Source organism: Pedobacter sp. AC402 (assembly GCF_979252805.1).
Window position 1 is genome coordinate 1 of sequence record NZ_CEEDAI010000017.1, and the last position, 24526, is coordinate 24526.

Below are 24526 nucleotides of genomic sequence, written 5' to 3' on the forward strand. Positions count from 1 at the left end.
GTTATGTACTGTACTTCGTTCAGTTGTGAAAGCGGTATTTAACCAGGTCTACCTCGCTAACACCACTGGTTTTCGCATTTATCGTGAAACGCTTTCGCGTTTTTCGTGCGCCGCTTCATCGCTAACACCAGTTGGTTTTGCCACAGTAAAAGTGATTGCACAAAGTGGTAGTGAAAGGACAGATTATGATGTGGAAATGGACATCCGAAATCCTAATCCTTACATAACCAATGTGGTTTGGCAACCGTGCCAACCTCATACCAAATGGGCGGTTAACTATTTACCTATCGGCATGGCCGGAACAAACTCTGGCTCACTTGAGGTTTCTTCAATCCCGGCAATCAACCTTGGCAAAAGATTGAGTTATTTGATTCAATATCCACACGGTTGCATTGAGCAAACAACTTCCGGCATTTTCCCTCAACTATTTCTGGATAGATTAAGCCCCTTAAATGGACAACAAAAAGCCACAACTGAGAAAAACATCAAAGCCGGGATCGAGATAGAATTAAGGGATTTCAAACTACTGACGGTGGCTTATCGTACTGGCCAGGAGAAGGTACTTCTGACGAGTGGGGAACCAATTACGCTGGCCATTTCTTAGTTGAAGCACAAAATGCCGGATATACCTTGCCTGTTGGCCTCTTAGATGAACTTTTTCGCTTTCAAAAATCAAAAGCAGCAAACTGGGCACCTAATAGTAATAATTTTTATGGCGGTGATTTATCACAAGCATATGGTTTGTACATGCTGGCATTCGCTAGAAAAACCAGAAATGGCAGCAATGAACCGCTTAAAATCTTTTTGAGTACTTATCTGTTGCCGCAAAATGGCGATTGGCTGCTGCATATAAACTTGCTGGACAAAATGATGTTGCTCAAAATATGGTCAGAGGTTTCATACTTCAATCCAGGCTTATAAACAACTTGGCGGAACTTATGGTTCTGACGTTCGTGATGAAGCTATGATTTTAGAAACCCTAACTTTGCTAGGTCAAAAAGGCAAGGCAGCAAGTTTATTACAACCTTTAGCCGCCAAACTGGGCGAAAACGCGTGGTACAGTACGCAAACAACTGCGTAACGTTTACTGGCTATTGCTAAATTTTGTGGATCAAACCAATCCGCAAATAAACTGCAGTATCAATATGTGTTGGATGGTAAATCTGCGCCTGTAAATTCCAATCAATACCTAAACAGTACACCAGTAACTTTTAAAGGAAACACAGCTTCTAACGAATAACGGAAACAATGTATTGTTTGTTCGTTTGGTTTTGGAAGGACAACCAGTGGCTGGCCAGAATAACTTTTTGCCTAACCGACCTGAGGTTTTAGATATGAACAGAACTTACAAACGTTTAAATGGTAAAGTATTAGATCCAACAACTTTAAAGCAAGGCACCGATTTTTATGCAGAAGTAACAGTAAAAAATCCAGGCAGAATGGGCTATTATGAACAAATGGCATTGACACAGTTTCCCTTCGGGATGGGAAATCATCAATACCCGTGTTAATGATAACCAAAGTATATTGGCTTCATCGCCATTTACTTATCAGGATATCAGGGATGATCGAGTATTCACTTATTTCAATGTAAGAGAAGGCGAAAGTCTGGTTTATAAAGTATTGCTTAATGCCTCTTATCTTGGTAAGTATTATTTATCGGCAGTACAATGTGAAGCCATGTACAACAATGACATTTCAGCCACGGAAGCAGGAAAATGGGTACAGGTGGTGAAGTAGGATAAATTGGGTAAAGAAACATAAACCTCGGTCCGTGTCTCCACGGACCGAAATTTAACAAGTTTAAACCTATTTGATGATTCGTCAACATACAAATCACAGCTTAATAAGATAAGATCGGTTTTGGCGAAATAAATAGAAATAAGTAAAATGAAAACTATATTTACAATTTTAATTTTTCTCATTCCGTTGTGTTCCATTGCACAAAAAACCGGAATCGTATCAGACATTAATTACCAAATGGGTTATGTTTACCTAAAAGGGGCATTAAATCCAAAGGTACTTGCAGAAAATGATCTAGATTTTAATGTATTGACGTATTTAACTGCTTATTTAAATAAGCAAAACGTTTCAAAATGAACGATTTGAAAATTTCGATTTAAAAGAACTTGAATATTTTGATAGGCGATATAAATACAAAAAAATGGTTGCTTATGCAGAAGAGTTCTGCATTAAAAATAACCTAGATCAAATTATAATAATTAGAAAAAAAAATTCTTATAAAATGGCAGACCCAATGCAAATGTTTTATGGCTTTCATCATGATTTTGGTATTGCAACATTGAGTATGTATGATAAGCGACCGATATTGTTCTATAACTTTTCAATAATTAGGTATTTGAAAGGAAGCAGTGATTTTAAAGTAGTTCTAACAAATAGTTACAAAATCAAAAATTTGATGATGCATTGATAAAGAAAATTATAAACTAATAAATGATAAAGTTTTAACATATTTTCAGCCAGTTTTTGAAGCATTGTTAAATAAAGCACTTGATAAATAATTTGATTGAATATTATTTAAGGCCCGCATTGATCATATCCATAAAACCCAAGCCCTGAACAAATACTTTATCTATTCCACATTGCGCTATTTTATGAAAATAAATAAATGACTTATCGAGAAGTTAGATGAGTGTTTATAATTAAAATCAATAGGTTAACTTGGCTCACCATGACTTAAAAGAATACCAACCACGGCATAAAATAAAAAAAGAAGCCTCGGTCCATGTCTCCACCGACCGAAATCTAACTAGTTTAAACCTAATAGGTTTTAGCCCCCCTAGCTTGCAACAGAAAAAATCAAAATGATCAAAATTCCAAAAGCATTCCTTATTTCCGATCTCATTTGTTTTGCTTTGCTTTTGGCATTTCTGTTTTCACTACCTTCTAAACTATTCAAAACTCCAACTTCCTACGTAATTGAAGCCAGCAATGGTAATTTACTTAGTGCTGCAATTGCAAGCGATGGGCAGTGGCGATTTCCGGTTGCAGATAGCGTACCCATAAAATTTAAGGATTGTATTATCGCTTTTGAAGATAAGCGGTTCTACAACCATATCGGCATCGATTTTTTGGCCATGAGCAGGGCAATGCGGCAAAACTGGAATGCGAAGAGTGTGGTAAGTGGAGGAAGTACATTAACCATGCAGGTAATCCGCCTGTCGCGGAAACAAAACCGAACAGTTTGGCAAAAGTTATTAGAGGTAATTTTAGCCATTCGTTTGGAAACAACTTATTCTAAAGAAGAAATAATTGGTCAATATGCTGCAAATGCACCATTTGGAAGCAATGTGGTAGGATTGGAAGCAGCAAGCTGGCGATATTACGGCCGCAATGCAAAAACGCTTTCATGGGGGGAAATGGCAACGTTGGCAGTTCTCCCAAACAGTCCGTCGTTGGTGCATCCAGGTAAAAACGCCACACGATTGATAAAAAAAAGGAACGATCTATTGGATAAACTCGCTCAATTAAAATACATTGATCAGGCAACCGCCAATTTATCAAAATTAGAACCTGTTCCAGGCAAACCCATGCCCTTACCTCAAAATGCACCGCACCTTTTAAACCGATTCAAGGCCGAAAAAGCAAGTTTAGCGCTCTTTTCAACTAAAATCACCTCCACTTTGGATGAAAATATCCAACTTAAGGTAAATGCCATTTTAAAAAGGTACAATAACCGCTATCGTGCAAACGATATCAACAATATATCGGCCTTGGTACTTGATGCAAAAACGGGAGAGGTAGTAAGTTACGTAGGAAATATTTATCAACCGGAAAATGCCGACTTGCAAAGTCATGTAGATATGATTAAAGCTCCACGTAGTCCTGGGAGCACCTTAAAGCCGTTATTATATGCAAGTATGATGAATGATGGCTATATTTTACCACACACTTTAATCCCAGATATCCCTACTCAGATTGCAGGTTATTCACCTCAAAACTATGATCTGGGATATGATGGAGCTATTGCTGCAGACAAAGCATTAAGCCGCTCATTAAATATCCCTGCAGTAAAAATGTTACAACAATACAAATATGAACGTTTTTACGATAAGCTAAAAAAACTTGGAATAAGCACTTTAAATCAACCTGCCGATCATTACGGTTTATCATTAATATTGGGCGGCAGTGAAGTTACAATGTGGGATCTTGCCAATACTTATATGGGTATGGTGCGCACGCTAAATCATTTTAACACCTATAAAGGACTTTACAATCCCGAAGATTACAAACCTGCCACCTATTTTAAAAGGAATGAAAAAGCAGAAAAAGATTATCAACGCAATTCCTTTTTAGATCATGGTTCGATATGGGCAACCTTTAATGCGATGGAGGAAGTTATGCGTCCTGGAGATGAAGGTTTATGGGAACAATTTTCTTCCTCGCAAAGAGTAGCCTGGAAAACAGGAACCAGTTTCGGCTTCCGTGATGCCTGGGCGGTAGGGTTGACACCCAATTATGTAGTGTGCGTATGGGTAGGAAATGCCGATGGCGAAGGCAGGCCAGGCTTGGTAGGCATTGAAGCTGCAGCACCTGTTTTATTCGATATTTTTAGATTATTACCCAACGGGAAATGGTTTGAAACACCAGTAACCAAACTCAAAAAAATTAAAATATGCAAACAAAGTGGTTATAAAGCTGGCGAATATTGCACAAACGTTAATGAAGAAATGGTTCCATCTGCGGGAGAAAAAACGTCGGTTTGTCCTTATCACAAGTTAGTTCATCTGGATCAATCGGGAAGTTACAGGGTTACCGATCAATGTGAAAGTGTTACCAATATGCAACACAAAAGCTGGTTTATTTTACCACCCGCGATGGAATATTACTATAAAATAAAAAATAGCGATTATAAAAACCTTCCGCCTTTTAAAGAAGGGTGCAATACCGTGGGAGGAAACAGTGTAATGGAAGTAATATACCCTAAAAATAACGCTATTGTATATATTCCTATTGAACTGGATGGCACCAGAGGAAAAATTGTATTAAACGCAGCACATCGGAATTCGAGTTCGAAAATTTACTGGCATATTGATAATGAATATATAGCTACAACAACAAATTTTCATCAATTGGCTATTAGTCCGGCACCAGGTAAACATACTTTAACTTTAGTGGATGAAAATGGGGAAAGGTTGGTACAGGTTTTTACAGTTTTAGATAAGGAGAAGAAATAATTAATATCATGACTTTATATCACCTACACGATAAATTAAATTTCGGTTCTGGTAACCACAAGTTGCCGGGATATTGTTCCATAAACAATTAAATACTGCGCAATCATATAACTGGCCATAATTAAAGCCCCGCCTTGTGGAATGGGTTGCGCAAATTTATTTACCGCTAATGCACTATCTGATAACAGGAAAAAAAGTGCCCCGTATAAAATCAGTTTAAAGCTAAAAATATTCACTTTTCCGTAACGGTTAACGGCCATAAGCACCATGATGCAGATGATAATTGCATACATTAATACCGGAAATTGCATTGCCCCAAGCTTTGGTTGCAAATAGAAAAACAAACCTGAGCAATATATTGCAAATGCGCCAACAGCCCATAAAAAATATGGCGTTTTATGACTTGGATTGGATTTATGATCAAGTGTAAAAGCCCTGATGTAAAAGATATGGCAAACTAGAAAAGCAATAAGTCCATAAATGAAAAAACTCGGTTTACCGTTTTGCAGCATCAGCAAAATATCTCCCACCAATGCAAAAATTAATCCAGTAAAAATTCTTTTATGAAAACGGCCTTTCAGATTTGTACTCAAGAAAAGCCAAACCAAAAGCACTATTGCAATGAGCGGTTTTGAAAAATTACGCAGATTAACATTATTGGCATATTCTGCATATAACTGAATTACAAACACTAAGAAAAATATAAAAGAAAATAGCTTGGTTTTCATCAGAATTAGGGTTTGCCTTTTGCAAATTAAAGAAGCAAATTACGGATATTAACTGAATAGCGACAAAAATTACTTCGTATCATTTACAAATTTACTAAAACCCAAAACTACCTAAAACGCATTAAATCGAAAATAATAGAATTTACTAAATTTAAGGTTGACATAAAACCCCTCACACATGGTATTTCTACCCGTTTTTTTATAACACTTGATTTATATTAAATTCACCTTACCTTTGTTAAACCATTTTCATTAAAATTATCCCATTTATGAAAAAATTATCTCTCCTTTTTTTGCTTTGTGGCGTAGCATTTTACGCAAAAAGCCAAACCTTAGTGTTGGCTAAAGATGCTGCTGATTATTTAGGTAAAAATGTAACCATTTGCGATTCTGTGTACAGCACAAAAGCCCTGGATAAACTAACCCTGATTAATTTGGGTGGTGCCTTTCCAAAAGAACTGATTACTGTTGTGGTAAATAAAGAAGATATCGGCAAATTCCCTTCTGAGCCTTCAACAATGTTTATGGGAAATAAAATTTGTGTAACCGGAATTGTAAGCGAGTTTAAAGGAAAAAAACAGATTGTGGTAACTGATCCGAAACAGATTATAGTGAAATAGCTTTATTAACCATCAAAACGAGGTATGATGGCTGTTTTGGCAGCCTCAACATAAAGTAAAACCTGATTAACGCAACTGGCCAGTTTCTTTTCTATATCGTGCTCCCAAAACCGCATTACAGTATAACCTTTCGCATTTAGCTGATGGTTAATTTGTTGATCTCTTTGCATATTCCGCTCAATTTTTGGAATCCAAAATTTAGAATTTGTTTTTAAAGCATTTTTCTTTTCTTCCCAATTGTATCCGTGCCAAAAATCTCCATCTACAAATATGGCCAACCGGTATTTATTGATGATGAGATCAGGCTTGCCAGGAATATTTTTTGGATGAATTCTGAAACGGATTCGCTTTGCCCAAAGTGCTTTTCTCAGTTTCAACTCGGGCAAACTATTTTTTGCCTTAATCTTGGCCATATTACTACTCCTTTTGGATGTAGTATAAAAACCAGCGCGCTCTTCAAAGCGTGGTATTTTAATCGATTCCTCAGGATATGGTTTTGATTCCATATTTAAGAAACCCCTCAAAAAAGCAATTTGTTTAACAAAAATATTTGGCTAAAAAAAAGAGAAATCTAATCAACCTAGGCCCCTCCTAGTTTTTAGGAGGTGGGCTTGGCTGGAGCGTTAATACAAAGCTATTATTTTAGGAAAAATGTCGATTTTGGTGCCTCTTCAGTCGGCAGGAAATTAATCCTGCCGACCTCGTAAGCATAGATATCCTTATTATCTACTGTGAAGATTAGAATTCCTTTCCATATTTCATAACAGGTTATACATATAGGTGCATTTCCTTGATGAATAGTTTTATTTCCTTGATGAATATTTTTTGCAGACTGTATTTTTTATTCTACTGGATAACCGATAAATAAATCAACAAAGATGAACATTCCGTATGCTGTACTCGATAAATTATATAGATCATGCTGGATGATGAGGGATTTTAAGCTTTAAAAAATCTATATTTTGTATCATTTAGTTTAAAATTCATAGTTTTGGTTTTCGATCCGCCTATGTCCACTTTTTTAAAACGCAATACACTTACTGTAGCCTTAATTATTCTTATAGCTGCATTCACTTTTTTAAGTATTTTTATCGCAAACCATCCTATTTTAGCTTTCGACATTAAAATTTCCTTATTTATTCAGCAATTTCATGCAGATTGGTTGGATAAGGTAATGCTGGCCATTAGTTTTTTTGGCGAACTCCCCTATTCTTTGCTTTCAGTTTTAATTGTAGCTGGTATATTCTACTGGAAAAAATATAAACGTGAAGGCATGTTTATATCTACTGTTTTACTTTCAGGACTAATTATCCTGGGCATTAAAAATATAATTAACCGCCCCCGCCCTACTGCATTTTATGTTCGGTTAGTGGAAGTAAACCGTTTTCAAAGTTATCCAAGCGGACACGTGCTTTCGTACACACTCTTTTTCGGATTTTTGATAATCATCATGAACACAGCTAAAAACATTCCTAAAGTGACTAAAAATGTGGTTACCTACCTATCAGCGTTTCTGGTTTTTGCCATTGCTCCATCACGGATTTACCTTGGTGCACATTGGTTTACAGATACTGTAGGAGGCTTTTTATTGGGATTAATCTGTCTTTTTCCGCTATGTTATTTTTATTTCAACAAGAAAAAAGCATAACATTACTTTTCTTTTTCGGGTTTGTTTTTCTTCCTGATTCTACTCAGGGTTTCGATCCGCATGCCAAGATAACTGGCCAAAAACTTGAGTGGAACCCTCGATTTTATTGTGGGATGCCCAACATTAAACTGTTTATAACGGGCTTCTGCAGAAGGAATACGCGACAGGATGGAACGTTCCTGAGACTGGTGATAATGTATCGCCAACAATTTACGGGCTAAAATATTGGTTTCAGGGAATTCAACATAAATTTCGTCGATAAAACGATAAGGAAGTATCAGCAACTCTGAATCTTCCAATGCCTGATATTGTTCTTTGTAAGTTGCCACATGTGTACCCGGATTTCGGATACTTCCGATTAAATGATTTTCGGCCGTTAACCAGGCAGTAATATCTTTGCCTTCATCAACAATAAAGCCCCTTACCAAGCCCTTTAAAATAAAAAAAAGACAATCTCCCTCAATATCATTTACATAAGGGAGGATTTCATTTTTACGGACAGAGATTTTAAATGTTTCAGCTTTTGCGCGGTCGACAATTTCTTTGCTAAGCGGCTGCAATCCATTTAGATAACTAATTAAAAGATCACTTTCATGATTGGCAGCAGTCATAACATTATGTCCCAATTGGTAATAAGATGCAAGCTATTACTTGTATACGGGATTTCCAAATATCAAAACGAATGCAGCCGCCTAAAAATTACTGTTGTGGAGAATTAATTTTGTACTTTAGACCTAATTTAAATTAGAAAAATAGATTATTTGTTAAATTTTAACATGATAACCATGTTTTGACAAAATCATAAAAAAAATCTGATAGTTTTGTTGTCATGACTAATAATAAACCGAAAGCTTTTCTTTTCGATCTTAATGGCACCATGATTAACGACATGGCTTTTCACAATCATGCATGGCACAACATCCTTACACAGGATTTAGGTGCAAGTATCAGTTTCGATGCTGTTAAAAAGCAGATGTATGGAAAAAATCAGGATCTTTTGGAACGCGTTTTTGGGGTTGGTCATTTCTCACAGAACAAATTGATCAGATTTCTATCGAAAAAGAGCGCACAGGTACCAGGCAGCTTACAAAAAGCACTTAACCTTAATTGCAGGTTTGGGCGATTTTTTGGAAAAGGCAAAACAATCAGGTATCCAAATGGCAATTGGTTCGGCGGCTATTCCTTTCAACATTGATTTTGTGTTGGATAACTTAAATATCCGTTCGTATTTTAAAACAATTGTAAGTGCTGAAGATGTAGTAAACAGTAAACCTGACCCTGAAACTTTTACTAAAGGAGCAGAAATTTTAGGTATAAGTGCTGATGAATGTATTGTATTTGAAGATGCACCAAAAGGTGTAGAAGCGGCACAAAATGCAGGGATGAGATGTGTAGCATTAACTACCATGCATACCAAAGAAGAATTTGGTGCTTATAATAATATCATCGCTTTTATAGAAGATTATACTGATCCTATATTGCAGGATCTTTTTTAAAAAATACGGCCCGTATTGCTACAGGCCGCATACTCATGTTATCATCATTGAGATGTAGGGATCGCCAAAACGATTATTTGGTAAATTTGTAAATCGAGCTTGTTTTATATACCTGCCCGGGTTTTAAAACGGTAGACGGGAATGCTGGTTGATTTGGAGAATCTGGAAAATGTTGGGTTTCCATCGCAATAGCTGTTCTGAAATCATCTTTAGCACCTGTTTTAAATGTGTTTTTGCTTTGCATAAAGTTTCCGCTATAAAACTGTAAACCAGGTTCTTGTGTATAAATATCCATTACAATTCCCGATTTATCTCCTTTAACCGTAGCTGCATGAAACATGCCCATTGCCTTTGTTTTATTCAGTACATAATTATGATCGTAACCTTTTCCGAAAGTTAATTGCTCATTTTTATCGTTTATGCGTGCACCAATGGCAGTTGCTTTAGTAAAATCGAAGGGTGTTCCTGCAACTTTTTCGATTTTTGCCGGTAGGAATCAATGTCGAATCAACAGGAGTATATTCATCCGCATAGATTTGTACTTCGTGATTTAAAATTTCACCGCTTCCATCGCCATTTAAATTAAAAAAGGCATGGTTTGTTAAATTTACAACCGTTGTTTTATCTGTTTTAGCTTCATAATCCATTTTCAATTCATTGTCATCAGTAAGTGTATAAGTAACCTTAACATCTAAATTACCAGAAAATTTTCGTCGCCATCTTTTGATAAATAATGAAGCACCAAAGTATTTGCATTGGGTTGTGTAGCATCCCAAACCACATATTGAAAGCCTTTTTTGCCGCCATGGAGCGTATTTTGTCCATTATTGGTAAACAATGAATACGTTTTTCCTTCCAGCGTAAATTTACCCTTAGCTATTCTGTTGCCATACCTTCCAATTGTTGCTCCAAAATAGGGTTCTGTTGATTTTTCGTAATCATTTACACTTTTAAAACCCACCACTACATCTACCAGCTTTCCATCTTTATTTGGCACCTGTAAACTAACTATGCGCCCACCATAATTAGTAAAAACGGCTTCAGCATTATTTTTATTTTTTAAGGTATAAAGGGCAGTTTGCTTACCATCAATTTCTTTTTTAAAGGAATCTGCAACAAGTTTTACAACTGCGGCAGAATCGCTTTTTAAACTATCAGTTGATGAAGATTTTTTTGTTTCAGATTGGCAAGATGCAAATCCAATTGCAGCTAAAACGCCGAAGCCCGCTAATGATTTTAATTTCATAAAATGGAATACTTGGTTTAGAATTATTTAAGTTTTTAAATATAAGTATATCACTTAACTTTACAAATAAAACGATTTAGAAGATTCAAAATGCACATAGTAAAGAATAATTTACTTTAACCACTTCAATGAGACGATTTGTAGAATTAGTGATCACAAAATGTAGAAACATTAAATTTACCTACATGTTTCATTACCATTTTTTATCCCCTCATTAAATTTACATCTTTTCTTGTTATAAAGCCGGCTATTGGTTCGGCAAGAAACAAGCGCACATTAAGCGGAAACCCCTCCCGATTAAGAATTTCGCAAATCACCATTGTTTAAGACATAAATTTTATGGCATTTTTAATTAAAATCCGCTTAAACTGATTATTATTGTGGCAATCAAACCCCAAATATGAATCAAAAAATTTCAACAGACCGTTACGATAAAATGCTTTATCGCCGTTGCGGAAACAGTGGCATCAAATTGCCAGCTATATCTTTGGGCTTATGGCATAATTTCGGACATGTAAACGTTTTTGAAAATAGCAAGAATTTAATCTATACTGCTTTTAACAATGGAATTACCCATTTCGATTTAGCCAATAATTATGGTCCGCCTCCAGGTTCTGCTGAAGAAGTTTTCGGAAAAATTTTACACGAAGATTTTAAAGGGTATCGTGATGAAATGATTATCTCAAGTAAAGCTGGTTATACCATGTGGGATGGCCCTTATGGAGACTGGGGATCAAAAAAATACCTGGTTTCGAGCTTGGATCAAAGCTTAAAACGCATGAAATTGGATTATGTTGATATTTTTTATCACCATCGCCCCGATCCAGAAACACCACTTGAAGAAACCATGGGCGCATTAAGTTTAATGGTTCAGCAAGGAAAAGCGCTTTATGTGGGTATTTCAAATTACAGAGCCGATGAAGCTGCAAAAGCAATTAAAATTTTAAAAGATAATGGCACACCCTGTTTAATCCACCAGCCAAAGTATTCGATGTTTGAACGCTGGGTAGAAGATGGTTTATTAGCTGTTTTGGCAGATAATGGTGTAGGTTGTATCCCATTTTCTCCTTTGGCGCAAGGGCTGCTTACCGATAAATATTTGCACGGTATCCCTGCCGATTCGAGAGTAGCAACCAGTGGTGTGTTTTTGAAAGAAAGTAACATAACGCCCGAAAAACTGGAAGTAATTGGCAAGTTGAATGAGGTAGCAAAGTCAAGAGGACAAAAATTAGCACATATGGCTTTATCTTGGATATTGAAAGACAATCGCATTACAACTGTATTGATAGGTGCCAGCAAGCCAGAACAAATTACAGATTCAATTAAAGCTTTAGATAACATAGTATTTAGTGCTGCTGAAATACAGCTGATTGATGAAATATTAAGTTAGAAGCACCCTAAATTAAACCCATTGACAGGCAATTGGCAATGGATGATTCGGTAGAGCGTTTTTATTTACAAGCATGGAGCAATCTTAAAGCGCACACGGGTTGTGATTTTAAGATTGCTTTTTTGCCAAAAAAGCCTTTACGAGATAACGATTTTGTTAAACGTTTCGATTTAAAACCAAATCTCATAAAAATCGTTTAAGAAATAAATCCTTTACATTTCTTAAATTTATGGCAAGAGCCAACAATTCTATTTATAGTGCCTTAGCGGCCAATTTATTAATTGCAGTTACCAAATTTATTGCAGGCGCTTTTACCAATAGCTCATCAATGATTGCCGAAGGCATCCACTCCACCGTTGATACGAGCAACCAATTATTATTGCTTTATGGTTTAAAAAGAAGCGTTAAACCACCAGATAAATCCCGCCCATTTGGTTACGGGAAAGAATTGTATTTCTGGTCGTTCATTGTTTCCATCATGATTTTTGGACTTGGTGGCGTAGTATCTATTTCTCAGGGCATTTCACATATACGCCATCCCGAAACATTGGGCAACCCTACGTGGAATTATGTGGTATTGGGTTTGTCGTTTATTTTCGAAGGTGCTTCACTGATCGTGGCCATGAAAGAATTTGACAAAACCCGGAAAGGTTTACCGTGGTGGAAAGCCATTATTAAAAGTAAAGATCCATCGGGTTTTTTGGTACTGTTTGAAGATGGTGCAGCCGTATTGGGCTTATTAATTGTATTTATTTTCATGGTGCTTAGCCATAACCTCAATATGCCATTTTTAGATGGATTAGCTTCTGTTTTGGTTGGCACACTACTGATTTTTGTTTCATTTATCCTGGCAAGAGAAAGCAGGAGTTTGCTGATGGGTGAAGGATTAACAACCGAAACGCAACAGAAGATTAAAGAGTTGGTAGAAAATGATGGTGATGTAATAACTGTTACCAGTATCCTTTCCCAATATCAATCACCAAAAGAGGTGTTATTGGTGCTCATTCTTACCTTTAAAGCGGATTTAAATACAACAGATTTAACCAATGCTATCGATCGGTTGAGGGATAGAATTAAATCAGAGTATACTATTATCAAATTTGTGATCATTCAGCCACAATCTGCAAATGTAGTAGAGCGGGATGTTAGCAAAGATATCTACCTGGAGTAAAACAGCTCAATTGGTATGCAATAAACACACCAATTGAACCATTTAAATTTATTTTGATATAGTGTTGAATAAACACCAAACTTTTGAGTTAAATCACCTGCAAAACAATTTTTCCACGGGTATGGCCCTGTTCACTTTCGGTTTGGGCCTGCCTTGCACTGGTAAAAGGCAAAACTTTCTCTATAATGGGTTTAACTTTTCCTGAATCGATCAATGCTGCAATTTCTGCCAACTGAGCTGGGATAGATTGTGCCATAAAACCCGTTAAATGAAGCTTTTTCGCTTTAGCCTCTGCAGTAAATTCGGGCATTAAAGTGGTAATTACGCGCCCGCCCTCTTTAAGGATATTTAAGGATTTTAACTGTGTATCTCCACCTATGGTATCCAGTACAAGATCAACATCGCTTAAAATAGATTCAAAATCTTCCATTTTATAATCAATTACTTCATCGGCACCCAAACGTTTTAAAAAATCTATGTTTGCGCTTGAGGCGGTGCCGATTACATGTGCACCTTTCCATTTGGCAAATTGAACGGCATATGTGCCAACTCCACCAGCCGCTGCGTGAATCAACACTTTTTGCCCCGCTTTTAACAATCCATGATCAAAAAGTCCTTGCCATGCCGTTAAACCAGCCAAGGGTACCGCTGCTGCTTCTGTATGCCCGATGCTTGTAGGCTTAAACCCGATTATATTCGATTTTACCACAATATATTCGGAATAAGCGCCATTTTTTGTTGGGTCGGGCCTGCCGTAAACCTCGTCGCCTTTTCTAAAACCGCTTACTTTATTACCGATTTCTTCTATCGTTCCGGAAACATCCCAGCCCAATGTAAGCGGTAATTTTGAAGGAAATTTTTCTTTCCGTAGTCCTTCCCTTATTTTCCAATCTACCGGATTTACACTTGTAGCATGTACTTTAATCAACACTTCATCTGCCGCAGGTTGGGGTACCGGTATTTCATCAATTGATAAAACCTCGGGGCCGCCATGCTCATGGATTCTTATCGCTTTCATATGTATTCAATTATTTAATATAAACAGTTTTAATATTTACAAATTCATGGATGCCAAACATTCCCAATTCGCGACCATAACCAGATTGGTTAATGCCACCAAAAGGCAAAGCCGGATCAGATTTCACTCCCTCATTTACGAAACAAGAACCAGCGGCCAGTTTGTTCCTGGCAATATCTTCCGCCAGTTCCAAATTTTCTGTGAAAACAGCTGCACCCAATCCGAAATTGGTATCATTTGCAATATTGATGGCATCTTCAGTATCTTTTGCAGTGATAACAGCGGCTACAGGCCCGAATATCTCTTCATGATAAGCCAGTACGCCCTTTGTAACGTCAACTAATATTGTTGGCTGGTAATAAGCATGTTTGCCATCCATTTTTGGAATTTCACCCCCAAAATGCATTTTGCGCCTTGTTCAATGCTTTTCAAAACTTGTTGATGCAATTCATCCCGCAGCTCTGCTCGAAGCCATTGGTCCCAAATCATTTTCCTCCTTTAAAGGGTCGCCAGTTGTTTTACTTTCCATTTCTGTTTTAAACAGTTGTGTAAATTTTTCGGCAACACATTTTACCACAATGAATCTTTTGGCCGCAATACAACTTTGGCCGTTATTGATTAACCTGGCATTAGCACAAATTTTGGCTGCTTTTTCTAAGTCAGCATCTCCTAAAATGAGGTAAGGGTCGCTCCCACCGAGCTCTAAAACAGTTTTTTTAATTAATTTCCCGGCCTGTTCGGCTACTTTTTGCCCAGCTTCGGTACTTCCCGTTAGGGTAACTGCTTTGATGTATGGATTTTCGATTACTTTCGGTATGGCTTTGCTGCTGCAAACCAGTGTTTTAAAAACATTGGCTGGAAAGCCTGCATCTACAATTACTTTTTCGATCTCGATTGCGCAGCCGGTAACGCCCGAAGAATGTTTTAAAACGCCACAATTGCCGGCCATTAGTGCAGGGGCTAAAAAACGGAATACTTGCCAAAAAGGAAAATTCCAGGGCATAATTGCCAGCACTACCCCAATGGGTTGAAAACTGACATAACTTTTGGCTGCACTTGTTTTAACTATCTGATCGGAAAGGAATTCAGCTCCATTTTTAGCATAATACTCACAAACCGATGCACACTTAAGTACCTCAGCTACACCATCTTTTAATGGTTTTCCCATTTCTAAGGCCATAAGTTCGGCCAGGTGGTTTTTACGCTCAATTAATAGTTTAGATACCTGCAAGAGTAAATTGCCACGACTTTTAAAGTCTGTATCTTTATATTTTAGCCAGGATTGATGAACGTGCTCTATTTTCTGACTGATTGATTCTTCCGAATCTTCCTGATAGGTTTTAATGATTGCCCCATTTACAGGGTTTACCGATGAAATGCTCATTTGATAACAACAAATAAGCATTTGAGATTGTGTTTTTTATTTGAATATTACCGCTATATGGAATGATTGATCTTAGCCGGGTTTTTCCAAAATCTATTCATTTACGACTAATTTATCCTTTATTTTTTGTTTCAACACGCTGGCGGCCTGCGTATAACCTCCCTCAGCACCATCAACAAAATGAATGTGATCATCATCTAAATCCCTAACATAGCACGACATAATCGATTCGCCACTTACATAAAGGGCATATAAAATGCGGCCATCTTTTTCAATTTTATCCAATTCTTTCTGCAAAGCCAAACGCTGTTTTTCTGTTCCGGTAATCACCGTGTTAATTCTTCCGTCAATTACCAATGTATCCGACATTTCTACCAGTTGTTTCAGATAATTTTTACCGCTTTCGGTTCTAAAGTAGATGTAGCCATAAACATTGATGAACCAGGATTTAATCAATTCGAAAATTTTCACCTTACCTAAACGGTGTTTCATCTCTTTACCCAAACTATTAAAGCTGGTTCTAAAAATAAGTTTCGATACAGAAATTGGCTGCCGTTTTTCTGCGGTACCATAAATCTGATCGAGATGACGAATAACTTTACTAAACACTTCTGCTTGTTCAGCACATTTTTGCGCAATTACGATAAGTGTTACCACCTCTTCACTATTTTCGGGTGGTTCAATTTTGTCCCAGCGGCATTGCATACCGCTTAAATCTATTTCATCGCTTGATGGATCATGGCCAGATAACAGGTAATCATCTCCCTTGATAATTTGCTCTGCATAGGCAAGTCCGTCGCCTAAAACAATGGGAATGGAAAGTGTTCCTGAATTGCTGTATCTGCTGATTTTAAGTTGATGGCCTTTATGGTATATTTTTTCTACTGCAACAATTCCGGCCCTTAAATCAAGATTAAAATTTTGCAGGGTGTTTTCCTGGTATTTCAATAACGATTTCATTACCTCAGCTACCATACTGGCCGGAACAATAAATGTGGCTCCATCACCACCGAAGAAAAAAGGAACAAGAATATTGGCCTTAAAAGCAATGTTGAGCACTGTAACAATACTTCCTGTAGCAATTAAATTTACGGTTTCGTGCAGCCCCGAATTAACAGCCACGGTTGAACTTTTTATATCGGTAATAATTACATGCCATTCTTCAGGTATTTCCTTGAACAAGTTATTTTTTAGCAATAACTGCGATAAAGGAATTTTATTTACAGCAAGATTTGAATAAAAATGGTCTTGATTACTTGGCATAATTCGATTTAGAACATTCTAATATACGCATTCCACCACATAGCGTATTTTTTAATACAGGCTAATGTTTTAATCTTATTTAGAATAAATAAAAATAATTTTGATAATCCGCTTCAAAAATAGTTCCTTTGCGCCAACTAAGAATTAATCTAAATAAAAATGGATAGAAAATTTACCTTCTTTTTAAATTTTATAGCCTTGTTTCTGTTCTTCGCAGTAACTACAATGGCACAAAATAAAAACGGCTCGGTTTCCGGAACAATTAAAACAAGTGATGGCAATCCGGCCGGATATGTAAGTGTTGGATTAAAAAACACAAACAAAACTACTCAAACTGATGAAAAAGGTAATTTTACCATCAAAAATATAGCTCCGGGCACTTACACTATTAAGACATCAGCTATTGGAATATCTGCGCAAGAAAAATCAATCACCATTACAGCTAGCCAAAACGTAAATGCTGATTTTACCATTGCAGAATCTTCCTCACAATTAAATGAGGTTGCCATTAATGGTTACAAAACACCCAACAGAAAGCCGGTAAACCTGGGTAAAATAGCAATTGCACCAATGGATTTACCACAAGCCGTACAGATTATCGGAAACCAGGTGATTACCGATATACAAGCCAACCGCTTAAGTGATGTGCTTAAAAACGTAAACGGGGTTGCTTTTGGTGAAAATCGTGGTTCAGTGAGTGGCGAAACTTTTTTTGCCCGCGGTTATAGTTTAGGTGCAAACAACGTATTTAAAAATGGCTCTGCGTGCAACCAGTGGTGGCATGCCCGAAACGAGTACATTAGAATCGGTTGAGGTTTTAAAAGGAAGCGCAGCATTGCTTTATGGTGGTGTAAGCGGTGGAGCAGTAGTTAATTTGGTAACAAAAAAACCAAAATTTGAGTATGGTGGCGAAGTTTCCATGCGTGCAGGGAGCTACAGACATGTACAAACCAACAGGAGATATTTATGGCCCGATTACCAAAAATTTAGCTTTCAGGGTAATTGGTACTTATGAAGATGCGGCCAGTTTTAGAAACAGCGTAAATTCTAACCGGATTTATGTTAATCCATCTTTACTTTATAAAATTAGCGATAAAACAGACATCTTATTACAAGGCGATTATTTAAAGAGCAATATGACACCCGATTTTGGTATAGGAACGGTTGAAAATCAGATTGCAGATATAGGCCGAAAAGCTTTCGTAAATGCGCCATGGGCATACAATAAAACAAACACAGTTACTTCGCAGCTAAACATAAACCATAAATTTAATGATAATTGGAAGCTGAACATATTGGCCAACTTACAATCGTACAACCGTAATTATTTTAGTGCTGAACGCCCGTTTGCAGATACTAAAGTAGCTACAAATCCGCTTCCTTATGGCTTTGCTGCCCGTAATGTAACCCGCTCTAAAACGAAAGAGTTTACTTATAATGAGCAGATAAACTTAAATGGTTATTTTAAAACCGGAAACATTACCCATACTTTATTGGTTGGTGCAGATGCTGATCAATCGCGTACTACAAGTGGCGGGTTTACATTCAACAATAACTTAACCAGTTTTAATTATGGTAATGTAAACTTACTTGACCCTTCAACTTATTACGGTTCAGGAATTGAGCCTACAGTAAATACAATTTCGGAAGTATTTGCTCCATTATACCGCATGGGAGCTTTTGTACAGGATTTAGTTTCAATAACTGATCAGTTTAAAGTACTTGCAGGTGTACGCTATACTTTCCAAAAAACACCAAGAACGATTACAACAACTTTAGCAACAGGTGTACAAACTTTAAGTGTAAACAGCTTAAATAATTCTAAAGTTGAAAGTGCTTTTACTCCAAAATTTGGTTTAATTTATCAACCTTTAAAAACTACGTCTATTTATGCCAGTTATTCGAGCAATTTTGTTCAAAATACCGGAACGGATATTAATTTAGCTCCTTTAGACCCATCAACTTTGCAGCAATATGAGGCTGGTGTTAAAAACGATCTGTTTAAAGGCAGGTTATCGGTTAATTTAACCTGGTATAGAATTGCCAATGATAAATTTGCACAGCAAGCGTTAATTAATGCTCAAGGCGCACCAAATGGTGATACAAATATCAAAGAACTTAACGGAAAATCATTGAGTGATGGTTTGGAACTTGATATTACCGGTACTATTGTTAAAGGATTGAACTTTATAGCTGGTTATAGCTATAACTTTTATCCGCTACACCGAAACCCGGGATAAAACAGTTTTTACCGTACCAGCACCAACACCTACTAAGCCAAACGATACAAGAACAGTTACATTGGGTGGTGTAGTAGAAGGCCAAAGATTGGTTGGTTCTACCAAAAACACAGCCAACGGTACCTTATTTTATACTTTCCAGGAAGGAAGTGTTAAAGGTTTAAAACTAGGTGCTTCAGCTTATTACACAGGTGCACGTAATGGTGGCTACAACGACACAAAAATACAAGCATACAGCAGGTTAATTCCGTTAAGTGCTTTCACCACTTTTGATTTATCTGCCGGTTACAACTGGAGAAAAATTTCATTGTTGGCAAAGATTTCTAACATTACCAACGAGCTAAACTATTTTGTGCATGAAAACTACAGTGTGAATCCGATTCCACCACGCCAGTTTATGACAACTTTATCTTATAAATTTTAAGCATTATAAAACAATTAAAAAAAGCTTCAGATTGGTAGATTTGAAGCTTTTTTAGTTTTACATGGTGGGAGATTGTGCATAGATCGTCCATTGCTGATCTTTTGTATTTGATTTTTTTGCCAGAATAATGGCAGAATTGCTTTTCCCTTCTTTATCTTCAGGTGTGAGGTACAGCTCAGTTCCCTTAAGCATAATCAGGTAAGTATCTTTTCCGGCAGGCTCAAATTCATATTGCTGCTTATTATTGCCTGAAGCTAAAGGCTGTTCTTCCAAAGCAATATCAGCTTGCTTGGGTTGAAAGGTTTTTCCGGTTAATAAATTTTTTAACTGGTGGTTATTTCCTTCTATGTTGATAAAATTCCAGGTCATACATTTCCAATTTTGCGGATCGTAAGCCACTAAAGGTGTTCCATTTTTATTGCTGGCATCTTTTACCCTCAGCAATTGCCCGGTTTGAACATTTTTTATAGCGTAATTCCCTTTTATGGTTTGCGCTATACCAGCATAATTAATTAGCAATACAAAACCTATGGCTACAAGATATTTTCTCATAACGCTAATATAATGAATTTGTTAAGCTGAATTGAGGACTAAAGAATAATCAGTATGGTACCTGATTTGAGCAGTTTAAAATAATAATAAAATTCGCCATGGCGTTTAATCTTTTCGATTTCACAAACTTTACCTGATTTTCCATATTCATCAGCTAATAAATCGCTAATTCTAATGCTATCCAAGAGATTTACGCTAATAGATGCTCTTTTAATTAATGTAGGGGTTTTTTCCATGAGATTGCCATTTGAAATATTTACGCAATCATAAAGATTTTGGTTTTGAAGGATCACAAATTACTTATTATTAAGTAACAGGGATACAAATTGGTAGCTTTTGTCAGCAATTATAGCGGAAAACGTTTTAAGCAAAAATGCCTCCGAATAGTTCGGAGGCATGCTATTTAGGCGGCGTCGTAAATGATCACCTTATCAAAATAAACCTTAAATTCATCCAAGAAAGCCTTGTGCAAAGGGTGTACCTGGTAAACATCATGTGCAGCCAGATCGTTAAACAACAACAACAGGCTAAAGGTATAAGTGGTATCTACCACAGCGCGCTCAATTGGTGCAGGTACGCCAATGTGAAAAGTTTTAACAACTTCAATGTTTTCTAATGTTTGTAAGCTATTGCGAAAAGCAACTTTTTGCTCATCTGTGGTATCGGCTTTAAGCCAGAATAAAACGTGGTGTGCGATCATTTTTTATTTTTTTTCAAATATAAGGAAAGGTCCAAAAGATTAATGTTTTATCCGAAAACACTTTTGGCTTTACCAATTGCCTTTTTCAGGTCGATTCCTTTGCCCAATACGCCTTTAAATAAATCGCCTTCAACTTTTAAACGGTCGATTGCATTAAAAATATTAAAATCTTTCATTTTCAAACCTGGTTTTACTTCATCCCAGTGCAAAGGCATAGATACCGTAGCTCCGATTTTTGGTCGTAAAGAATATGGCCCTGCAATGGTTGCCCCTGGCCTGTTTTGTAAGAAATCTAGATACATTTTACCTTTACGGGCAGCAATCATTCGTTCAAGCGAAGTAAAATCGGGAATTTGGTTGTGAACAAGGTTAACCACAATCTTGGCAAACATCTGACTTTGATCGTAACTATATTTCGCATTTAAGGGGATATATATGTGCATACCTGTTGAACCTGATGTTTTGCAAAAACTTGGTACATCCAAGGCATCCAATACTTTTTTGGTTTCGAGTGCTGCCTCTATTACCTGATCAAAGGTATTTTTGTCGGGATCCAAATCTATAACACAATAATCAGGGTTATCTGGACTTTGCGCACGGCTAAACCAGGGATTCATTTCGATACATCCTAAACTGGCCATCCATAACAGTGATGCTTCATCTGTGCCAACCAGATATTCTTTTTTCTCTCCATCACTGGTTTCGTACGGAAAGGTTTTAACCCAATCAGGAGCTTTACCTCTTACATCCTTTTGATAAAAGCTTGGGCCATGTATACCTCCGGGAAAGCGGTTGAGTCGACTGCGTGCCGGTCTTTTAAATAAGGCATTATATATTCTGCTACCTGATAATAGTAATTAAACATGTCTCTTTTAGTCACCTTATCTTCCGGCCAGTAAATTTTACTCAGGTTGGTAAACTTCAGTTCGTGACCTTTAATTTTTCTTACCTGAGTTTCATCTTTAGGGTTTAAAAGTGTTTTGGGCTGCTTTCCTTTTGGTGGTGTAATTGCTTTAGCATGCTGATCATCGTTTTTATCGTCAGCCACAATTTCGGCGGTTGCTGTTTCTTCCTCGCGGATTACATCTTTGGCTTTTTTATCTTCGCGCATTCCCTGAAAGGAAGGATGACGGAATACACCATCATCAGTAACCTCCGTAAAGGCCACTTCGCATACCAGTTCGGGCTTAAGCCAGGTGGCTTTTGCTTTTGGTGGGTTTGGCCTGAAACGTGAAGGTTTATTTACATCGGGAATATTTTCGAAAGGGGTTTTATCAACAATAAGGGGTTTAAATTGCTCCATCATTGATTTTTGTAATTTATCAGAAAAACCTGTACCTACCTTACCAACATATTGCAATTTCCCTTTTTCATATACCCCTAACAATAATGAGCTGAATGATTTTGAAGTGTCTTCGTTTTTGGTAAAACCTGCAATTACCACTTCCTGCCGTTTCTGCACCTTAATTTTAAGCCACTCTTTTGATCTTCGGTCTGTAGCATAGTTGCTGTCCGTTTTTTTAGCAATAATCCCTTCTAAGCCCATTTTTTCGGCGGCATGAAAAAAATCAACGCCACTTGCTTTAAAAACTTTCCCTAAACGCACGCGGTCATCGTCAGTTGGGAGTACCTCATTTAATATGGCCTGGCGTTGGTACAAAGGAAGTTCCATCAGGTTTTTGCCTTCGTACCATAAAATATCGAAAACATAAAATACCAATTCTCCATCGGCCTCACTCCTCCAGTTCTGCAATGAACCAAAATTGGATATGCCTTTATCGTTTAACACCAGGATTTCACCATCTATAACGGCATTAATTTTCCAATCTTTAAGCAAATCATAGATTGGATAAAATTTTTCGTTAAAGGATTTATTGTTTCTTGAAAATATGTCGACATTACCTTTATTGATAAACGCCAAAGCGCGGTAACCGTCCCACTTTACCTCATATTGCCAGTTTGGATCATCAAATGGCTCATCAACCAATGTGGCCAACATGGGTTTAATATTTTTTGGAATCGCCGACTTTGTTGCTTTCTTAAGTATTGCCTTTACATCAACTGTAGCTTCTTCTCCAACCGGCTTGGTTTGTTTGGTGGTATTTTGCTCAGTCTTTTTTTTTCGGGTTTCAATTTCTGCTCTTTTCCTTCTTTCCAAACTTTATCTGATGTTGTCTCCATTTTTTCAATGGTTTTTCCCGAAAGAACAGATTTATCTTCTTTTGTTATATCTTTTGTAGAGGCGTAATCATCTTTATGTTTAATTAGCAACCAGCCGTTTTCGCCCATGCCATGGGTTTTAACAAGAGCAAATTCTCCGCGAAGCTTCTCTCCATTCAATTTTATTTTTAATGAGCCATCTTTTAACTGGCCCAAAAGATGCTCCTCCTGTGCTTTTTTTCCCTTAATGGCTTCAATTGGCTCATAAGTGCCTTCATCCCATACAATAACTGTTCCGCCGCCATATTCGCCCTGAGGGATAATGCCTTCGAAATCTTTATAATCATAAGGATGGTCTTCTACCATCATGGCTAAACGCTTGTTTTTTGGATCGGTTGAAGGGCCTTTTGGTACGGCCCAACTTTTTAATACACCGTCCATTTCGAGTCTGAAATCATAGTGCAAACGGGATGCATCATGTTTTTGAATCACAAAATGTAACTTATTCCGATCATTGCTTTTACCCGATTTAGGTTCGGCAGTTTTAGAGAAATCACGCTTGGCAACATATTTTTCCAGACTCATATTTACTTCTTTATTTTTTTAAATAATCTTCAACTGCACGCGCAGAGGTACCAACGGTTTCTACAACTGCCTTGAGTTTATCTTTGCTTACGCCAAATTTGTTCGACCAATAATCTAGCTCATAACCTTCATTGATGTTGATCCTGGTGCGATCAGCATTTCCGTTTTTTAGTTTATCATCCATAATAATTTTGATTAGACAGCTATAAAACAGCTTAAAAACAAAAAAGGTTTTAATACCCGTTTATGCAAACGGATATCAAAACCTAAAAAAAATAAAAATTAAACTTAATCTATCAGCGCAGATACCATTTCTGGTTCTGTTTCTTCTGCAAAGGCGAAACTATTTTTGGTTGAATTGTAAATAATTCTTAACCACACCAAAAAATATGGGAAGCTAAGTATAGCTAACGATAAGCGATGTGCTTTTGCATAGGTTGGAAAAAGCAATAAGGGGAAATTACAGGCGGTGAACAGTAAAATTGGCAATAAAACATTTTTTAGGGCTTTATTATTTTCTTTTATATACCAAATGCCCACACCGGGTATAGAAATGATGAATGTACAATCTTCAGCCAACCACGGGGTGAAGCGGCGCACGAAAAACGCGAAAGTGTTTCACGATAAATGCGAAAACCAGTGGTGTTAGCGAGGTAGACCTGGTTAATATCGGCTTTCGACAACCCAACGAAGTACAGGCAAA

26 protein-coding genes and 4 pseudogenes are annotated in these 24526 nt (G+C 37.0%); 16 read left to right on the plus strand and 14 right to left on the minus strand.

Translation table 11 applies throughout. From position 1 onward, the window contains the following. The 7 genes from AC0IWE_RS26165 to pbpC form a co-directional block, all read left to right on the plus strand. Positions 1 to 604 (plus strand): hypothetical protein (locus AC0IWE_RS26165; RefSeq protein ID WP_471795348.1); only part of this gene is annotated, 604 nt, incomplete at its 5' end. A 26-nt stretch (positions 605 to 630) separates the two neighbouring features. Then, complete coding sequence (locus AC0IWE_RS26170; protein WP_471795349.1) at positions 631 to 921, plus strand: hypothetical protein; 291 nt, start codon at positions 631 to 633, stop codon at positions 919 to 921. A gap of 413 nt (positions 922 to 1334) precedes the next feature. Then, positions 1335 to 1511 carry a hypothetical protein gene (locus AC0IWE_RS26175; RefSeq protein WP_471795350.1) on the plus strand — a complete coding sequence of 59 codons (177 nt, stop codon included), beginning with the start codon at positions 1335 to 1337 and terminating at the stop codon, positions 1509 to 1511. 16 nt (positions 1512 to 1527) lie between these two features. Further along, positions 1528 to 1740, plus strand: coding sequence for an alpha-2-macroglobulin family protein (locus tag AC0IWE_RS26180; protein WP_471795351.1), 213 nt, complete (start codon positions 1528 to 1530; stop codon positions 1738 to 1740). Between the two features lie 150 nt (positions 1741 to 1890). Beyond that, positions 1891 to 2100 carry a hypothetical protein gene (locus AC0IWE_RS26185; RefSeq protein ID WP_471795352.1) on the plus strand — a complete coding sequence of 70 codons (210 nt, stop codon included), beginning with the start codon at positions 1891 to 1893 and terminating at the stop codon, positions 2098 to 2100. 64 nt (positions 2101 to 2164) lie between these two features. Next, positions 2165 to 2431: a hypothetical protein gene (locus AC0IWE_RS26190; RefSeq protein ID WP_471795353.1), complete on the plus strand. Its 267-nt coding sequence runs from the start codon at positions 2165 to 2167 to the stop codon at positions 2429 to 2431. 394 nt (positions 2432 to 2825) lie between these two features. Further along, on the plus strand, positions 2826 to 5198 hold the full coding sequence (gene pbpC, locus AC0IWE_RS26195) for a penicillin-binding protein 1C (RefSeq protein WP_471795354.1): 2373 nt from the start codon (positions 2826 to 2828) through the stop codon (positions 5196 to 5198). A 35-nt stretch (positions 5199 to 5233) separates the two neighbouring features. Here pbpC and AC0IWE_RS26200 read toward each other — a convergent pair whose 3' ends face one another. Next, positions 5234 to 5926: a lysoplasmalogenase gene (locus tag AC0IWE_RS26200; RefSeq protein ID WP_471795355.1), complete on the minus strand. Its 693-nt coding sequence runs from the start codon at positions 5924 to 5926 to the stop codon at positions 5234 to 5236. A gap of 269 nt (positions 5927 to 6195) precedes the next feature. Between AC0IWE_RS26200 and AC0IWE_RS26205 the strand changes: the two genes are divergently transcribed. Continuing rightward, positions 6196 to 6546: a hypothetical protein gene (locus tag AC0IWE_RS26205; RefSeq protein WP_463493884.1), complete on the plus strand. Its 351-nt coding sequence runs from the start codon at positions 6196 to 6198 to the stop codon at positions 6544 to 6546. 5 nt (positions 6547 to 6551) lie between these two features. On the opposite strand, the gene AC0IWE_RS26210 is transcribed toward AC0IWE_RS26205, so the two are convergent. Then, complete coding sequence (locus AC0IWE_RS26210; RefSeq protein ID WP_471795356.1) at positions 6552 to 7052, minus strand: very short patch repair endonuclease; 501 nt, start codon at positions 7050 to 7052, stop codon at positions 6552 to 6554. Positions 7053 to 7555: 503 nt separating this feature from the next. Between AC0IWE_RS26210 and AC0IWE_RS26215 the strand changes: the two genes are divergently transcribed. After that, a complete protein-coding gene (locus AC0IWE_RS26215; protein WP_471795357.1) occupies positions 7556 to 8194 on the plus strand; it encodes a phosphatase PAP2 family protein in 639 nt (212 codons plus the stop codon). Positions 8195 to 8196: 2 nt separating this feature from the next. On the opposite strand, the gene AC0IWE_RS26220 is transcribed toward AC0IWE_RS26215, so the two are convergent. Next, positions 8197 to 8820, minus strand: a complete 624-nt coding sequence (locus tag AC0IWE_RS26220) for a Crp/Fnr family transcriptional regulator (RefSeq protein WP_471795358.1) — start codon at positions 8818 to 8820, stop codon at positions 8197 to 8199. A gap of 203 nt (positions 8821 to 9023) precedes the next feature. Here AC0IWE_RS26220 and AC0IWE_RS26225 point away from each other — a divergent pair. Next, positions 9024 to 9690: pseudogene (locus tag AC0IWE_RS26225) on the plus strand (HAD family hydrolase). A 73-nt stretch (positions 9691 to 9763) separates the two neighbouring features. Here AC0IWE_RS26225 and AC0IWE_RS26230 read toward each other — a convergent pair. Both AC0IWE_RS26230 and AC0IWE_RS26235 read right to left on the minus strand, forming a co-directional pair. Continuing rightward, entirely contained in the window at positions 9764 to 10171 is a 408-nt protein-coding gene (locus tag AC0IWE_RS26230; RefSeq protein WP_471795369.1) for an aldose epimerase family protein, read from the minus strand. Beyond that, positions 10134 to 10936 (minus strand): annotated as a pseudogene (locus AC0IWE_RS26235) (aldose epimerase family protein). The gene AC0IWE_RS26230 and the pseudogene AC0IWE_RS26235 overlap by 38 nt, the downstream one beginning before the upstream one ends. Before the next feature lie 400 nt (positions 10937 to 11336). Between AC0IWE_RS26235 and mgrA the strand changes: the two are divergent. Together mgrA and AC0IWE_RS26245 are read left to right on the plus strand one after the other, a co-directional pair. Beyond that, positions 11337 to 12326, plus strand: coding sequence for an L-glyceraldehyde 3-phosphate reductase (mgrA, locus tag AC0IWE_RS26240; RefSeq protein ID WP_471795359.1), 990 nt, complete (start codon positions 11337 to 11339; stop codon positions 12324 to 12326). 229 nt (positions 12327 to 12555) lie between these two features. Then, positions 12556 to 13497 (plus strand): cation diffusion facilitator family transporter, encoded by a 942-nt coding sequence (locus AC0IWE_RS26245; protein ID WP_463493872.1) that lies wholly within the window; start codon positions 12556 to 12558, stop codon positions 13495 to 13497. Positions 13498 to 13585: 88 nt separating this feature from the next. Here the strand turns inward: AC0IWE_RS26245 and AC0IWE_RS26250 are convergent, their stop codons facing one another. The 3 genes and pseudogenes from AC0IWE_RS26250 to AC0IWE_RS26260 all read right to left on the minus strand — a co-directional run bounded on the left by AC0IWE_RS26250 (position 13586) and on the right by AC0IWE_RS26260 (position 17162). Beyond that, positions 13586 to 14515 (minus strand): NADP-dependent oxidoreductase, encoded by a 930-nt coding sequence (locus AC0IWE_RS26250; protein WP_471795360.1) that lies wholly within the window; start codon positions 14513 to 14515, stop codon positions 13586 to 13588. Between the two features lie 10 nt (positions 14516 to 14525). Continuing rightward, positions 14526 to 15920, minus strand: a pseudogene (locus AC0IWE_RS26255) (NAD-dependent succinate-semialdehyde dehydrogenase). Positions 15921 to 15992: 72 nt separating this feature from the next. Further along, positions 15993 to 17162: a DUF3095 domain-containing protein gene (locus tag AC0IWE_RS26260; protein ID WP_471795361.1), complete on the minus strand. Its 1170-nt coding sequence runs from the start codon at positions 17160 to 17162 to the stop codon at positions 15993 to 15995. A 159-nt stretch (positions 17163 to 17321) separates the two neighbouring features. On the opposite strand from AC0IWE_RS26260, the gene AC0IWE_RS26265 reads away from it, so the two are divergent. From AC0IWE_RS26265 to AC0IWE_RS26280, 4 genes are all read left to right on the plus strand, one after another. After that, the gene (locus AC0IWE_RS26265; RefSeq protein ID WP_471795362.1) at positions 17322 to 17975 is read left to right on the plus strand and encodes a carboxypeptidase-like regulatory domain-containing protein; all 654 of its coding nucleotides are present in this window, start codon (positions 17322 to 17324) and stop codon (positions 17973 to 17975) included. Next, entirely contained in the window at positions 17917 to 18177 is a 261-nt protein-coding gene (locus tag AC0IWE_RS26270) for a hypothetical protein (RefSeq protein WP_471795363.1), read from the plus strand. The genes AC0IWE_RS26265 and AC0IWE_RS26270 overlap by 59 nt, the downstream gene beginning before the upstream one ends. Then, positions 18104 to 19402, plus strand: coding sequence for a TonB-dependent siderophore receptor (locus AC0IWE_RS26275; RefSeq protein ID WP_471795364.1), 1299 nt, complete (start codon positions 18104 to 18106; stop codon positions 19400 to 19402). Before AC0IWE_RS26270 ends, AC0IWE_RS26275 begins: the two co-directional genes overlap by 74 nt. A 61-nt stretch (positions 19403 to 19463) precedes the next feature. Beyond that, on the plus strand, positions 19464 to 19826 hold the full coding sequence (locus AC0IWE_RS26280; protein WP_471795365.1) for a TonB-dependent receptor domain-containing protein: 363 nt from the start codon (positions 19464 to 19466) through the stop codon (positions 19824 to 19826). A gap of 57 nt (positions 19827 to 19883) precedes the next feature. Here AC0IWE_RS26280 and AC0IWE_RS26285 read toward each other — a convergent pair whose 3' ends face one another. From AC0IWE_RS26285 to AC0IWE_RS26310, 6 genes and pseudogenes are all read right to left on the minus strand, one after another. Continuing rightward, positions 19884 to 20378 (minus strand): RICIN domain-containing protein, encoded by a 495-nt coding sequence (locus AC0IWE_RS26285; protein WP_471795366.1) that lies wholly within the window; start codon positions 20376 to 20378, stop codon positions 19884 to 19886. Between the two features lie 38 nt (positions 20379 to 20416). After that, positions 20417 to 20614, minus strand: coding sequence for a hypothetical protein (locus tag AC0IWE_RS26290; protein WP_471795367.1), 198 nt, complete (start codon positions 20612 to 20614; stop codon positions 20417 to 20419). A 167-nt stretch (positions 20615 to 20781) separates the two neighbouring features. After that, positions 20782 to 21078: a Dabb family protein gene (locus AC0IWE_RS26295; RefSeq protein WP_055904545.1), complete on the minus strand. Its 297-nt coding sequence runs from the start codon at positions 21076 to 21078 to the stop codon at positions 20782 to 20784. 47 nt (positions 21079 to 21125) lie between these two features. After that, a pseudogene (gene ligD, locus AC0IWE_RS26300) lies at positions 21126 to 23823 on the minus strand (DNA ligase D). A 10-nt stretch (positions 23824 to 23833) separates the two neighbouring features. Beyond that, positions 23834 to 24007: a DUF3606 domain-containing protein gene (locus AC0IWE_RS26305; RefSeq protein WP_200912259.1), complete on the minus strand. Its 174-nt coding sequence runs from the start codon at positions 24005 to 24007 to the stop codon at positions 23834 to 23836. A gap of 337 nt (positions 24008 to 24344) precedes the next feature. Beyond that, on the minus strand, positions 24345 to 24526 hold a 182-nt coding region (locus tag AC0IWE_RS26310; RefSeq protein ID WP_471795368.1), incomplete at its 5' end, for a hypothetical protein.